This is a genomic window from Streptomyces sp. NK15101 (assembly GCF_020400725.1).
In the GTDB taxonomy this organism is placed as follows: Bacteria; Actinomycetota; Actinomycetes; order Streptomycetales; family Streptomycetaceae; genus Streptomyces.
Window position 1 is genome coordinate 1 of the sequence record NZ_JAINVG010000132.1, and the last position, 12,587, is coordinate 12,587.

Below are 12,587 nucleotides of genomic sequence, written 5' to 3' on the forward strand. Positions count from 1 at the left end.
TCGCCGCCGCCCGGGCGGTCGTACGGGGCCGGGGGAGGCAGGCGTGAACTGGCTGCTCGTCGTGGCGGGAGCCGCCGTCGGCGCACCCCTGCGCTACCTCACCGACCGCGCGGTCCAGGCGCGCCACGACTCGGTCTTCCCGTGGGGCACCTTCACCGTCAACGTCGTGGGGTCGTTCGTCCTCGGGCTCCTGACCGGCGTCACCTCGGCGCAGGCGCACCTGCTGCTGGGCACGGGCCTGTGCGGGGCGCTGACCACCTACTCCACCTTCTCGTACGAGACGTTCCGGCTGTACGAGAACGGGGCGAAGGGCTACGCGGCGCTGAACGTGACGGGGAGCCTGGCCGCCGGACTCGGAGCCGTGTGGCTGGGAGTGGAGACGGCGGCCGGGCTCCGCTGAGTGGGTCAGGCGGTGATCCAGTCGCTCGTCGCGATCACCGGCTGGACGCCCTGACGGTGGACGGTGCCCTCGATCAGGCCGTACATCCGGTCGGCCGCGAAGTACACCTCGTTGTCGTTCTTCAGCCCGAACGGCTCCAGGTCCACCAGGAAGTGGTGCTTGTTCGGCAGGTTGAGCCGGACCTCGTTGACCGTGGAGACGTGGTCCAGGACCCGGTCCGCCATCGCGTGCAGGGTCTGCTGGAGCGAGTAGCTGTACGTCTCCGCGAACGCCTCCAGCATGTGGCGCCGCACCTTCGCGTACGAGGCGTCCCAGTCGTGCTCCGCGTCCGCCGCCGCCGAGGCCGAGTTCGCCCAGCGGGCGGTGACCTTGGTGGCCAGGATGCGGTCGTACGCCTCCTGGAGCGTCGTGTACCTGTCCTTGATGAAGCCGTGGAACTCGGAGTTCGTCGAGTTCATCACCGTCAGCTCCTTGAGGCCCGACAGGACCTGGAGCCCGGTGGTCTCCGAGTACGTGATCTGCGCCGTGCGGACCTCCTGACCCTTGCGGGCGAAGGAGTGCTGCTCCTTGCGCGACGGCACCGGGATCCGCTCCCAGGCGTACTCCTCGATCCGGATCTGCGCCTCGTGGATCACCGGCTGCGAGGACACGAAGTGCCGGGCGAGGTGGATGCCGAAGGCCTCGGGGGAGTCGACGCCGTGCTCCTTGGCGAAGGCGTAGACCGTGTTCTTCGTGGTGTCGGTCGGCAGACAGTTGCCGTTGTCGCCGGTCAGGTGGACGTCGCGGTACTCACCGCGCAGCGCCACCGACACGTTCAGGTCGCGGATCTCGTGCCACGCGCCGTCGCCGCCCTTGCGGGTGACGGTGACGATGCGGTTCTCGGCCTTGCCGTACTGGTTCTGGGCGAGGACGTGCTTGCTCATGTGCTGCTCAGCTCCTGCGGGTACGTGGATACGGATATCCCGTACGCCCGGCGTCCAGCGCCCTGGAGTCGTCCAGGAGGTCGCTCCCCGCCGTCCGGCCCGTGAACGGCGGACCGCCCCGGGACTGACGAGCATCCCGGTCCGTAGGTTTCGGCTCGAAGATATGTGCGTTCCGGGTGGCTGGCAATGGGTGAGTGGGCCGGGGCCGGGTCGTACGGAAACCGTCAAGACGGGCATGAGCGGCGTAAGGGGCACGTCAACGGCGGCGGCACGGGAACGGAAAGGCGTTTTCCTCGTCTCGTCCGAGAATCCGTTCTTCCTTCTTCCAGCATCCGGGAGCTCACGATGGCCGACACGGCCTTCGTCGTCACCACGATCGCGGTCTTCGCGCTGGTGGCCTTCGTCGCCAAGGGGGTGGCCAAGCTGTGAGTGCCGAGAACATCGTCGGCCTGCTGGTCGCGGCCGCCCTGCTTGGCTATCTCGTCCTCGCCCTCGTCAAGCCCGAGAGGTTCTGAGGTCCTCAGATGAGTCCCGTTCTCGCTGGAGTCCTCCAGCTCCTCGCGCTGCTGGTCGCGCTCGGCCTGTCGTACCGGCCGCTGGGCGACCACATGGCGCGCGTCTACTCCTCGCAGAAGCACCACCGGCCCGAGAAGTGGATCTACAAGGCCATCGGTGCGCGTCCGGACGTCGAGATGCGCTGGCCGGCGTATCTGCGCGGGGTGCTCGCCTTCTCCGCGGTGAGCGTCCTGTTCCTCTACCTGTTGCAGCGGGTGCAGGGGGCGCTGCCCGGCTCGCTGGGCTTCGTGTCGATCGACCCGGACCAGGCGTTCAACACGGCGGCGTCCTTCGTGGCCAACACCAACTGGCAGTCGTACTACGGCGAGCAGGCCATGGGCCACGTCGTGCAGACCGGTGGCCTGGCCGTGCAGAACTTCGTCTCGGCGGCGGTCGGCATGGCGGTCGCGGTCGCGCTGGTGCGCGGCTTCGCCCGGTCCCGTACCGGTGAGCTGGGCAACTTCTGGGCCGACCTGGTCCGGGGCGTGGTGCGGATCCTGCTGCCGATCTCCGTCGTGGGCGCCCTGGTGCTCGTCGCCTGCGGTGCGATCCAGAACTTCTCCGGCATCCACGAGGTCGGACAGTTCGCGGGCGGCACGCAGCAGTGGAACGGCGGGGCGGTCGCCTCGCAGGAGGTCATCAAGGAACTGGGCACGAACGGCGGCGGCTACTTCAACGCCAACTCCGCCCACCCCTTCGAGAACCCCAACGGTCTCTCCAACCTCTTCGAGATCTACCTGATCCTCGTCATTCCCTTCGCGCTGACACGGACCTTCGGCCGGATGGTCGGTTCCCTGAAGCAGGGCTACGCGATCCTCGGCGCGATGGCCGTGATCTGGCTCGGCTTCACCGCGCTGATGATGTGGACCGAGTTCGCGGGCAAGGGCCCGGCGTTCGAGCTCGCCGGCGGGGCGATGGAGGGCAAGGAGACCCGCTTCGGCATCGGCGGCTCGTCGCTCTTCGCGGTCGCCACGACGCTGACCTCGACCGGCGCGGTGAACTCCTTCCACTCCTCGTACACCGGTTTCGGCGGTGGGATCACCATGCTGGGGATGCAGCTCGGCGAGATCGCGCCCGGCGGTGTCGGCTCCGGCCTCTACGGCATGCTGATCATGGCGGTCATCGCCGTGTTCCTCGCCGGTCTGATGGTCGGCCGGACCCCGGAGTACCTGGGCAGGAAGATCGGCACCCGCGAGATCAAGTTCGCGGCCTGCTACATCCTCGTCACCCCCGCGCTCGTGCTGTGCTTCACGGCGACCTCGTTCGTCCTGGACACCCCGGCGCACTCGATGACGAACTCCGGCGCGCACGGCTTCTCCGAGATCCTCTACGCCTACACGTCGGGTGCCAACAACAACGGCTCCGCGTTCGCGGGCCTGAACGCCGACACCCAGTGGTTCAACTCGACCATCGGCATCGCGATGCTCCTCGGCCGGTTCCTGCCGATGGTGTTCGTGCTCGCGCTGGCCGGCTCGCTGGCCGAGCAGACGCCCGTACCCGAGACCGCGGGCACGCTGCGCACCGAGAAGCCGCTGTTCACCGGCCTTCTGGTCGGCACGATCACGATCGTCGCCGGTCTCACCTACTTCCCGGCCCTCGCGCTGGGACCGCTCGCCGAAGGGCTCGCAGCATGAGCACCATCACTCCCACCCGACCCCCGAGGTCAGGAACCCCCACCGGCGGCCGGCCGGCCGGGACCGGCCGCGTCGGCGGCGGGCTGTTCGACCCGAAGCAGCTGATCGCCTCCTTCCCGGACGCGATCCGGAAGCTCGACCCGCGGGTGATGGTCAAGTCACCGGTGATGTTCGTGGTGCTCGTCGGCTCGGTGGTCACCACCGCGCTCGCGGTCAAGAACCCGACGGACTGGTTCGGATGGGCGATCGCCGCCTGGCTGTGGCTGACCACGGTCTTCGCCAACCTGGCGGAGGCGGTCGCCGAGGGCCGGGGCAAGGCCCAGGCCGACACCCTGCGCAGGGCCAAGACCGACACCGTCGCCCGCCGTCTGACCAAGACGGCCGAGGAACGGGTGCCCGGCACCGAGTTGAGGATCGGCGACCTGGTGGTCTGCGAGGCCGGCGACGTCATCCCCGGCGACGGTGACGTCGTCGAGGGCGTCGCCTCGGTGGACGAATCCGCGATCACGGGCGAGTCCGCCCCCGTCATCCGCGAGTCCGGCGGCGACCGGTGCGCGGTCACCGGCGGTACGAAGGTGCTGTCCGACCGGATCGTCGTCAAGATCACGACGAAGCCCGGCGAGACCTTCATCGACCGGATGATCAACCTGGTCGAGGGCGCCGCCCGGCAGAAGACCCCCAACGAGATCGCCCTCAACATCCTGCTCGCCTCGTTGACGATCGTCTTCCTGCTGGCCGTGGTCACGCTCAAGCCCTTCGCGATCTACGCGGGCGCCGACGAGCAGACCTCGATGATCGTCCTCACGGCGCTCCTGGTCTGCCTCATCCCGACCACGATCGGCGCGCTGCTCTCCGCGATCGGCATCGCCGGCATGGACCGGCTCGTCCAGCGCAACGTCCTCGCGATGTCCGGCCGGGCGGTCGAGGCGGCCGGAGACGTGTCCACGCTGCTGCTCGACAAGACGGGCACGATCACCCTGGGCAACCGCCAGGCGGCCGAGTTCGTCCCGGTCGAGGGCGTCACGGCGGCCGAACTGGCCGACGCGGCGCAGCTCTCCTCGCTCGCCGACGAGACGCCCGAGGGCCGCTCGATCGTGGTCCTCGCCAAGGAGGAGTACGGGTTGCGCGAGCGCCACCGGGGCGAGCTCGCCCATGCCGGCTGGATCGAGTTCACCGCCCAGACCCGCATGTCGGGCGTGGACGTGGACGGCCGCAAGGTCCGCAAGGGCGCGACCGGATCGGTCGTGGCATGGGTGAAGGAACGCGGTGGCGAGGTCGCGAAGGACGCCCAGGAACTCACCGACGCCATTTCCCAGGCCGGCGGCACGCCGCTGCTGGTGGCCGTGGAGGACGACAGGGGCGCGCGCGTCCTCGGCGTCATCCACCTCAAGGACGTCGTCAAGGAGGGCATGCGCGAGCGGTTCGACGAGCTGCGCCGCATGGGCATCAGGACGATCATGATCACGGGCGACAACCCGCTGACCGCCAAGGCCATCGCCGAGGAGGCGGGTGTCGACGACTTCCTCGCCGAGGCCACGCCCGAGGACAAGATGGCCCTCATCAAGCGCGAGCAGGCCGGCGGCAAGCTCGTCGCGATGACCGGCGACGGTACGAACGACGCCCCGGCGCTCGCGCAGGCGGACGTCGGCGTCGCGATGAACACCGGCACGTCGGCCGCCAAGGAGGCCGGCAACATGGTCGACCTCGACTCCGACCCGACCAAGCTCATCGAGATCGTCGAGATCGGCAAGCAGCTCCTCATCACCCGGGGCGCGCTGACCACCTTCTCCATCGCCAACGACGTGGCGAAGTACTTCGCGATCATCCCCGCGATGTTCGCCGTGGCCTATCCGTCGCTGGACAGGCTCAACATCATGGGCCTGGCCTCGCCGGAGTCCGCGATCCTGTCCGCCGTGATCTTCAACGCGCTGATCATCGTGGCCCTCGTCCCGCTCGCCCTCAAGGGCGTGCGCTACCGGCCGAGCAGCGCCGACTCGATGCTCCGCCGCAACCTGGGCCTCTACGGACTCGGCGGCCTGATCGCCCCGTTCATCGGCATCAAGCTCATCGACCTGCTCCTCACCCTCATCCCCGGGCTGCGTTAATCGGAAGGAGTGCTGACCGACCATGAACAACTCCGTAGGAAACACGGGCCGCGTGCTCTGGGCGGGCCTCCGGGCCCTCCTCGTCCTCACCCTCGTCTGCGGCGTCCTCTACCCCCTCGCCGTCACCGGCGTCGCCCAGCTCGCCTTCCCCGGCAAGGCGAACGGCTCCGAGATCAAGGACGCGAGCGGCAGGGTCGTCGGCTCGGAGCTGATCGGGCAGTCGTACGAGGACCTCCGCTGGTTCCAGCCCCGGCCCTCCAACGGCCTGGGCGCCAACAGCGCCAACACCCGGTACGAGCTGGTCCTCTCCGGCGCCACCAACCGCTCCGGCGACAACGAGGACCTGATCGCATGGGTCACCGACGCCAAGACCGCCGTCGTCAGGGACAACTCGGTGAACGGCCACGCGGTGAAGCCGTCCGACGTCCCCGCCGACGCCGTCACCTCCTCCGGCTCCGGCCTGGACCCGCACATCTCACCCGAATACGCCAGGCTCCAGGTCCGCCGGGTCGCCGAGAAGAACCACCTCACCGTCGCCCGGGTCGAGAAGCTGGTCGCCGACCACACCGACGGCCGCATCCTCGGCTTCATCGGCGAGCCCCGCGTCAACGTGCTCCAACTCAACTCGTCCCTGAGGGAACTGCTCTCCCGTCAGTAGGGCAGCAGCCGGGTCTCGGCCGCCGGCAGGCCCTTCGCCCACCAGTGGTCGTACCGTCCGTACACCCGTGGATCGCGGTCGGCGAGCAGCGTCCCCAACGACGCCGCCTCGGCCGCGAGCCCCTCCCAGTCGCCGGCCGTCAGCGGACGGAAGGCGCTCGCCTCGATCCCGCCGTCGACCGGCCGCCACACCCCGGCCACGTACCCGTCGACGAGGAGCGCCGGGAGCGTGTCGCCGTTCACGCGGATGACGTGCTTGCGATACGCGGCCGGAAGGACCCGGCTGCGGTCCGCGTAGGCCAGCAGGACGTTGTCCCACATCGCCATCAGCCGGGGCGGCGCCGGGACGTCCTCGTCGGGCCGCGCCGCCCCCGGCACGTCGTACAGCACCGTCCCGTCGGCCCCCTCCAGGCGGTCCAGCTCCCCTTCCAGGGACTTCACCGCCTCCCGCACCAGGCGGCGCGGGGCCGTCGTGAACTGCGCCATGTCCGGCACGGACGCGGGCCCGAAGCCCTCCAGGTAGCGCCGGAGCAGGACGGCGAGACCGGCGGCGGACGCCTCCGGGTCGGCGAGGACCGGCAGTTCGCGCGCCGTGACGAAGGCCTGCGCGGCACCGAACGACCACGGCGGCCCCGTCGGCGCGTGCCACAGCGGCGCGTACTGCCGCACCATCCGCCAGACGACGGCCTCCACCGGCCCGCCCCGGCCCTCCTCGATGTGCCTCCGCAGCTCGGCCCCGGTCCGCACGCTCCCGGCGTACGCCAGGAGGCCGGGCAGCAGCGCGTCGGCGTCGGCGGCCGTGAACCCCGCCCTCGTGAACCGCGGATCGTGCAGCCGCGAACCGCGCAGCGTCGGCTCCATGCCCTCCCGGAAGGCCCGGTAGTCCTCGGCGTGCACCAGGTGCAGCGTGAGCCGCATCAGCGTCGACCGCACCAACTCGAAGCCGCTCACGGCCCCGTCGAGATCCTCCGGATCGAAGTCCGCGACCCGGTTCCACAGGGCCACGTAGGGCGAGCCGGGGTGCTGCGCCTGGAGGCCCACCACCCGCCGGACGGCGTCCGCGACGCCGAGCGGCGCGCGCTCCAGGAGCAACTGCCGTCGGAGGGTGGAGCGGTTGAGGGCGCGCGCGGAGATCACCATGGCGCGATTCTTCCTCCCCGTACCGACATTGACGCGACGTGACGTCGTGGCCATTGATCATCGACCGCTGCTGGGCGGGGGGCACGGAGGCGCGCGTTCACCCGGGACTCGCCCCGCCGTCGCGAACACGTCGCCCCGTGTTGCGCGAAGGACCGGACCATGAGGCCGCCCTCACCGGCGACCTTCCACGTCATCCAGGGAGTTCAGATGAATCCGCGCCTCCTGCGCCGGCCCGCCCTCGTGGTCCTGCCGCTGTCCACCGCGCTCGCGCTCTCGGTGGTCGTGGGGACGGCCGACGCCACGCCGTCGCACCACGCCGGCCCCGCCGGCCGGGTCGTCTCCACCGCGACCCTGCCCGACATCCCGCTGGCCGACTTCAGCAACGCCCTGCTGCCGGGCAGCGTCGCCGACGACCGGGGCGTCGACCTCGGCGGCATCGGCAGCGACCTGTACCCGGCCGGGCGGCGCGGCGAGTACTGGACCGTCACCGACCGGGGCCCCAACGGCCAGACGACGGTCGGCAAGGACAAGCGGCGCACCTTCCCCGTGCCCGGCTTCGACCCGGCCGTCGTGAAGATCCGCGCCGTCGGCGACCGCATCCGGGTCCTGGAGTCCATTCCGCTGACCACCGCGTCCGGCGCCGCCGTCACCGGCCTGCCGAACCAACCCGGCCGCGACGAGGCCCCGTACTCGTACGACGCCTCCACCCCGCTCGCGTACGACCCGAACGGCCTGGACACCGAGGGCCTCGTCCGCGACCGGGACGGCAGCTTCTGGCTGGTCGACGAGTACGGCCCCTCGCTCGTGCACGTCTCCGCGGAGGGCCGGGTCCTCGCCCGGCACGTCCCCCGGGGCCTCGGTCTGACCGGCACCGACTACCCGGTCGTCGAGTCGCTGCCGTCGATCTTCCTGCGGCGCAAGGTCAACCGCGGCTTCGAGGGCCTCGCGCTGCTGCCCGACGGCGACCTCGTCCTCGGCCTGCAGAGCCCGCTGCTCAACCCCGACAAGGTCTCCGGCGAGAACTCCCGCACCACCAGGCTGCTGCGCTTCTCGCCCCGCGAGAACCGGGTCACCGCCGAGTACGCCTACCGCTTCGACGCCGTCGACGTCGTCGAGCCCGGCCAGACCAAGACCTCCGAGCTGAAGCTCTCCGCGCTCGTCGCCGTCGGCGGCGACCGCCTCCTCGTCCAGGAGCGCACCGACAAGGCCGCCCGCCTCTACGAGGTCCGCCTCCGCAGCGGCTCCGACATCCTCGGCACCCCCTGGGACACCGCCGCGGGCCCCACCCTGGAGCAGCTCGACGACGTCGCCGCGGCCGGGGTGCCGGTGCTCGACAAGCGCCTCGTGATCGACCTGAACACCGTCGAGGGGGTCCCCGGGAAGATCGAGGGCGTCGCCGTCGAGGGCTCCTCGACCCTCGTCCTGCTCAACGACAACGACTTCGGCATGACGGACGGCCCGGAGGCCTTCGACACGGACGGCCGCCTCGTCGACAGCGGCGTGGACACCACCCTCGTACGGGTCGGGCTGGACCGCCCCGTCCGCTGAGGCCGTGCCTCAGGAGGTCTCCCGCAGCGGATTGGCCATCGGCGCGTAGCGGGCGTCGGCGCCGTCCGCGTCGAGCCAGCGCAGCAGCAGGTTGGTCTTCGCGGGCACGTGCGGCGAGGCGAGCAGGGCGGGGACCTCCTCCGGGCCGCCGTGCTCCGCCGCGTACCCCGCGAACACCGCCCGGGCCAGGGGCCACAACTCGCCCGCGAGCTCCGGGTGGCGGTCGGTGAGGGTGCCGGCGATCTCGGTGAGGTTGTTCGTCACGAGGCAGTACGCGAGCCGCTCCCAGCCGTGCGCCGCGTCCAGGGCCGGGGCGGGGCCCCGCGGTCCGTGCCGGTCCAGGAGTCCGCGGTGCCGCTCGGCGACGATCCGCACCCCCTCGTGGTCGCGGAAGACCACCTGCGCCGGCAGGCCGGCGGCGTCCACGCCCACGAGGACGTTCTGCAGGTGGCACTCCAGGACCAGGCCGTGCGTCCGCCAGGCGTGCAGCACCGGCGGCACGAGCAGGCCGAGGTACCGCCGCCACCATTCGAGCGCCCCCTCCGGCGTCAGCCCGTCGACCGGATTGCCGGGGAAGCCCTCGCCGATGCCCGCCGCGAGCAGCGGCGTCACCCCCGGCAGCAGGTGCGGCCGCAGTCCGTCGCGCGCGATCACCGCGAAGCCCTCGTAGGCGTGCTGCCCGCCGAGGTCGGCGGTGCGGTAGCCCCGGTCGGCGAGGAAGGCCGCCGCGGGCAGCGGATCGAAGACCGGCGCGAGGAGGTCCGCGATCGTCCGCAGCCACAGCAGGTCGCGCAGCTCCAGCCGGCGGTTCCCGTTGGTGATCCGGACGTCCAGGCTGAACTTGCAGAAGAGGTCGGCCTCCGGCAGGTACACCGTCCGTACGGAGGACGTCGGCACGGCCGGTCCCGCCCCGGGCGCGCCGGGGCCGAGCCGCAGCAGCCGCCCGTCGCGGAACGCGGGCGGCTCGCCGAGCAGGTCCAGCTCCCAGGGGTGAACGGGGAGGGTGACGTACCCCTCGGGCGCCTCCGTGCCCAGCACGTCCAGGAGCGACAGGTCGCCGTCCTCCGCGACGACGTCGGCCCGGACCCCGAGGAGTTCCAGCGGGAACCGGGCGTACGCCTCCGGCGCGTACGGCAGCCAGCTCTCCGGGGCGCCCGCCCCGCGCGACTTCGGCGCCGGGTGGTACCGGTGTCCCGCCAGCAGCGCCTGCTCCGACCGCAGATACGGGTCCTCCGGCGGGCACGCGGACGCGCGCGCGTCCTGCAGCGCCGCGACGACGTCCCTGCTGTCGGTCATCTCGCCGACGACGGTCCTGTTGGTGACGCCGGTGCGCCGGCCGAGCTCGTCGGCGGTCAGCGCCACCAGGGCCTCGAAGGTCAGCGGGAGCCAGCCGCCCTCGGTGCGGACACAGGGCTCGACGGGCCGGCGGCCGGCCCGGACCCGAAGGAGACGGCCGGTCGCCGGGAGCCGGTGCACGGCGTGGTCCGGATCCGGGTGCGGCTCGGTCTCGGCCACCTCCCGGATCAGGCAGTTGAGGAGGGCGGTGGCGGAGAGGGCGTCGGCCCGGCCCTTGGCTTCACTCACGACAGCGCCTTCCACCCGGTCCCCGGCGGGTCGTCCACCGGTAGGGACATCCTGCGCAGGGTAGTGAGCCTTCATGCACTCCGCTCCGGATCACGATACGGGCGCACGACACGCGCCGCGCGCCCCCGAGGCGGCCGTCGCCGCCGAGCTGGCGGACGCGGCTCCCCGGCTCCTCCCCGCCTACCGGCAGGAGCTGGCCCCGGCCCGGGCGGCGGTCCTCGCCCGGTTGTGGCGTGCGCTGCTGCACGAGCCGCTGCCGGGGGCGGTGGAGCGCGACGGGTGCGCCGGGCGGGTGCGGTTCGCCGACGGGCACGTCCTGAGCGGGCCGCCCCGGCTCCCGTACGACCTGGTCGTTCCCGGCGAGGACACGACCGTACGGCTCGACGGCCGCGCCCACGACCACCCGGCCGCCCTCCTCGCCGCGCTCCGCCTCCCGGGCGCCGGCCCCCTCGTCGCCGAGCTCGACCACGGCGTCGCCTCCCTGGCGCTGTCCCGGGCGGGCGCGGCACGGGCGGCCGCCGGGGACTGCGGACCCGGTGGCGTCGACCCGCTCGCGCACGTCGAGCAGGGCATCGTCGACGGGCACCCGTACCACCCCTGCTGCCGCAGCCGCCCCGGGCTCTCCGTGGCCGAGCAGCTCGCGTACGCCCCCGAGCACCGCCCCGTCGTCGGCCTCGACCTGGTGGCGGTCCCCGCCGGCCGGTGCCGGGTCGCGGGCGCGTGGCCGGAGTGGCTGCGGGACGGCGACCGGCTGCTGCTGCCCGTGCACCCCTGGCAGAGCGAGCACGTCCTGCCGGGGCTCGGGCACCGGCCGTCCGTCACCGGAGCGATCCCCGCCCGGCCGCTGATGAGCGTGCGGACCCTCGCGCCGCTCGCCGGCGGACCGCACCTGAAGACGGCGCTGACCACGCGGATGACCAGCGCGATCCGCGACATCTCGGCGAGCGGCGTCGAGAACAGCGCGCCGCTCTCGGACCTGCTGGCGCACGTCGTGGCCGACCTCTCGGACACGCTGCGGATCACCCGCAACCTCGCCGGCGCCTCCGCGCTCGTGCGCGGCGAGCCCAGCGGCGACCTCGCCGTGCTGCTCCGCGAGTCCCCGTCCGACGCCGCGGGCCTGCGGGCGGGGGAGAGGGTCGTGCCGGTCGCGGCGCTCGCCGCCCGCCCCGCCGGCGACGGGCCGCCCCTGATCCGGACGCTCCTGGCGTCCGCCGGCGCCCCGGACGCGGGCGCCGACTGGCTGGCCGCCTTCGCCGGCCTCGCGGTCCCGCCGCTCCTCCGCCTCCTGAGCCGGGGCGTCGCCCCCGCCGCCCACGGGCAGAACCTCCTGCTCGTGCTCGACGCGCACGCCCGGCCCCGCCGGCTCGTCTACCGCGACCTCGCCGACGTCCGGCTGAGCCCGGCCCGTCTCGCCCGGCACGGCTTCGACGCCGCTCCGGTCGGCGGACGGGTGATCGACGACGATCCGGCCGTGCTCCGGACGATGCTTTTCGGCCACCTCTTCGGGACCACCTTCGGCATCCTGGTCTCCGCCCTCGCCGACCGCGACCGGGCCGCCGGGGCCCGGCTCTGGGCGGTCGTCGCCGCCGCGGCCGACCGTGCCTGTGACGGCCTCCCGGCGACGCCGGAGAACCGCGCCGACCGGGCGGCCCTCTTCGCCCCGGAGCTCCGGGTCAAGGCCCTCACCCTGATGCGTCTGCGGGGCGCGGACCACGACGAGTGGATCCCCGTGTCCAACCCGCTCGCGGACACCCCCGCAGGTCAGGGGAAGTACACGCCGTAGCGGTCCTGTTCGGGCCTGAGTCCGTCGAAGGGCTCCGGGCCGTGCTGGACGCGGCCCAGCGACCGGAAGCGACCGGAAGCGGCCGGAAGCGGCCGGAAGCGGCCGAAGCGACCGACGCCGGGCGTCAGGACCACGAGCGGCTCCGCGGCCGAGCCGGGCGGGCCCATCCGCCTCGGCCCGGTCCCGGACGTCGGCCACCGCTCCCGGGGACGGCCGGACGCCCGGTCCGGCGCGGGGGCGCCGCGTCAGCCGATGCGG

The 12,587-nt window shown here is 72.5% G+C and carries 12 protein-coding genes; 8 read left to right on the forward strand and 4 right to left on the reverse strand.

Features of this window, described 5'->3' with window-relative positions; genetic code table 11:
- The first annotated feature begins 43 nt into the window (after positions 1-43).
- Positions 44-400 (forward strand): fluoride efflux transporter CrcB, encoded by a 357-nt coding sequence (crcB, locus tag K7G60_RS36385; protein ID WP_225805257.1) that lies wholly within the window; start codon positions 44-46, stop codon positions 398-400.
- A 5-nt stretch (positions 401-405) separates the two neighbouring features.
- Here the strand turns inward: crcB and pucL are convergent, their stop codons facing one another.
- Positions 406-1,323, reverse strand: coding sequence for a factor-independent urate hydroxylase (gene pucL, locus K7G60_RS36390; protein WP_225805247.1), 918 nt, complete (start codon positions 1,321-1,323; stop codon positions 406-408).
- Positions 1,324-1,509: 186 nt separating this feature from the next.
- On the opposite strand from pucL, the gene K7G60_RS36395 reads away from it, so the two are divergent.
- From K7G60_RS36395 to K7G60_RS36415, 5 genes are read left to right on the forward strand one after another with little or no spacing between them, the layout of a single operon-like run.
- On the forward strand, positions 1,510-1,752 hold the full coding sequence (locus tag K7G60_RS36395; RefSeq protein ID WP_225805248.1) for a hypothetical protein: 243 nt from the start codon (positions 1,510-1,512) through the stop codon (positions 1,750-1,752).
- Positions 1,749-1,838, forward strand: coding sequence for a K(+)-transporting ATPase subunit F (gene kdpF / locus K7G60_RS36400; RefSeq protein ID WP_033204243.1), 90 nt, complete (start codon positions 1,749-1,751; stop codon positions 1,836-1,838). Before K7G60_RS36395 ends, kdpF begins: the two co-directional genes overlap by 4 nt.
- Positions 1,839-1,847: 9 nt before the next feature.
- Positions 1,848-3,512 carry a potassium-transporting ATPase subunit KdpA gene (gene kdpA, locus K7G60_RS36405; protein ID WP_225805249.1) on the forward strand — a complete coding sequence of 555 codons (1,665 nt, stop codon included), beginning with the start codon at positions 1,848-1,850 and terminating at the stop codon, positions 3,510-3,512.
- Positions 3,509-5,617, forward strand: a complete 2,109-nt coding sequence (gene kdpB / locus K7G60_RS36410; protein ID WP_225805250.1) for a potassium-transporting ATPase subunit KdpB — start codon at positions 3,509-3,511, stop codon at positions 5,615-5,617. Before kdpA ends, kdpB begins: the two co-directional genes overlap by 4 nt.
- Before the next feature lie 22 nt (positions 5,618-5,639).
- Entirely contained in the window at positions 5,640-6,275 is a 636-nt protein-coding gene (locus tag K7G60_RS36415; RefSeq protein WP_225805251.1) for a potassium-transporting ATPase subunit C, read from the forward strand.
- Here the strand turns inward: K7G60_RS36415 and K7G60_RS36420 are convergent.
- Entirely contained in the window at positions 6,269-7,414 is a 1,146-nt protein-coding gene (locus tag K7G60_RS36420) for a winged helix DNA-binding domain-containing protein (protein WP_225805252.1), read from the reverse strand. The genes K7G60_RS36415 and K7G60_RS36420 overlap by 7 nt on opposite strands.
- 207 nt (positions 7,415-7,621) lie before the next feature.
- Here K7G60_RS36420 and K7G60_RS36425 point away from each other — a divergent pair, with 207 nt between their 5' ends.
- Entirely contained in the window at positions 7,622-8,962 is a 1,341-nt protein-coding gene (locus K7G60_RS36425) for an esterase-like activity of phytase family protein (protein ID WP_225805253.1), read from the forward strand.
- 9 nt (positions 8,963-8,971) lie between these two features.
- Here the strand turns inward: K7G60_RS36425 and K7G60_RS36430 are convergent, their stop codons facing one another.
- Positions 8,972-10,546, reverse strand: coding sequence for an IucA/IucC family siderophore biosynthesis protein (locus K7G60_RS36430; protein WP_225805254.1), 1,575 nt, complete (start codon positions 10,544-10,546; stop codon positions 8,972-8,974).
- Between the two features lie 73 nt (positions 10,547-10,619).
- On the opposite strand from K7G60_RS36430, the gene K7G60_RS36435 reads away from it, so the two are divergent.
- Complete coding sequence (locus K7G60_RS36435; RefSeq protein ID WP_225805255.1) at positions 10,620-12,329, forward strand: IucA/IucC family protein; 1,710 nt, start codon at positions 10,620-10,622, stop codon at positions 12,327-12,329.
- On the opposite strand, the gene K7G60_RS36440 is transcribed toward K7G60_RS36435, so the two are convergent.
- Positions 12,308-12,463, reverse strand: coding sequence for a hypothetical protein (locus K7G60_RS36440; RefSeq protein WP_225805256.1), 156 nt, complete (start codon positions 12,461-12,463; stop codon positions 12,308-12,310). The genes K7G60_RS36435 and K7G60_RS36440 overlap by 22 nt on opposite strands.
- Positions 12,464-12,587: the final 124 nt, after the last annotated feature.